This window comes from uncultured Fibrobacter sp., from assembly GCF_937877005.1.
Lineage (GTDB): Bacteria > Fibrobacterota > Fibrobacteria > Fibrobacterales > Fibrobacteraceae > Fibrobacter.
The window spans coordinates 1-1,276 of the sequence record NZ_CALEFV010000356.1; the positions used below are offsets into that span (position 1 = coordinate 1).

The 1,276-nt window shown below is 50.6% G+C and carries 2 protein-coding genes; both read left to right on the forward strand.

What is annotated here, in order from left to right; all coding sequences use genetic code 11:
• A partial coding sequence (locus tag Q0628_RS15640; RefSeq protein ID WP_298772597.1) for a sialate O-acetylesterase occupies positions 1-694 on the forward strand: 694 nt, incomplete at its 5' end.
• 20 nt (positions 695-714) lie between these two features.
• Positions 715-1,276 (forward strand): FAD-dependent oxidoreductase (locus tag Q0628_RS15645; RefSeq protein ID WP_298772598.1); only part of this gene is annotated, 562 nt, incomplete at its 3' end.

Genomic DNA, 1,276 nt, shown 5'->3' on the forward strand with positions numbered 1-1,276 from the left:
GTGGTATCAGGGAGAGCATGACGCAAAGGAATTTAACCGGTACTGTTCGAAACTTCACGCGCTTTATGATGGATGGCGTAAGCGTTTTGAAAACAAGAACATGAGTTTCTATTATGTTCAGCTCTGCTCGTGGGGTAGAAATATCGCACCGATGCAGGAGGCCATGGCACAGTTCGAAAAGGAGTGTCCGAATGCGGCCATGGTCGTAATCAACGATCTCGGCAGCAATGCCGACATCCATCCGAACGAAAAGGCTCTTGTGGGGCACCGTCTGGCGCTTCATGCGCTTCGCTGTGACTACGGTTTCAAGGATATCTGCAGCAAATCGCCTACGGTGGACTCCTGGAGCATTGTCTCGAATACGTTTGAAGTGACCTTTAAGGATTGTAGGAATCTGTATGTTTACCGGAAGGACTGGAAATTTGATCTGCCGTTCGAGATAGCCGGTGAAGACGGTGTATTCCATCCAGCCGAACTTAAGAATCTAAAACCGTCCAAGGGATATGGCGGCAAAACGGAATATAAAGGCGATATTGAAGGCGAACGAAAACTTGTAATTGGTTCAAAGGCGGTTGATAAGCCCGTACACCTGCGATATCTGTATTGTGCACCGTGGACGGGCTACATATTCAATGAAGTCAATCTTCCACTGGGCGCATTTCATCTGGATGCCGGGAAAGCTTCATCGGAATAATATTGATAAGAGAAATCAAAATGCAGATATCAAAACGTGAATTTCTGAAGAGGCTAGGACTCGGCGGTGCGGGGCTTGTCGGCGGTGTCGCTTTGGCGGACGAGTTTGTCGCCACAAGCAAGACCCTTCCGCCCGGTGCGATAGGAGACCCTGATAATGTGTGGTTCGGTCAGCGTATCTATCCGCTTCCTCATACGATCGAGGATGGTCCAAGCTGCTACATGAAGGACGGCAAGATTGTTCAGCCGGCACGGGAAATCCCGATTTTCCACGAGACGGATGTTGTGGTTGTCGGTGGCGGACCTGCCGGATTTATCGCAGCAATAGCAGCCGCGCGTCAAGGTGCCAAAACGGCAATTATCGAGCGTTACGGCTTCCTCGGCGGTATGGCAACTATCGGCTATGTCGCCCCAATCAGCGTATTTGCTCTCAAAAACGAACTTGTCATAGGTGGTATCCCGTGGGAGTTTGTCAAGCGTTTGGAGTCGATGGGCGGCGCATTTATCGAGTGGCCAAAGGCCAACATCGACTTCGATATCGAACTCTACAAACTCTGCTGCCAGCGTATGGTCCTGGAGGCGG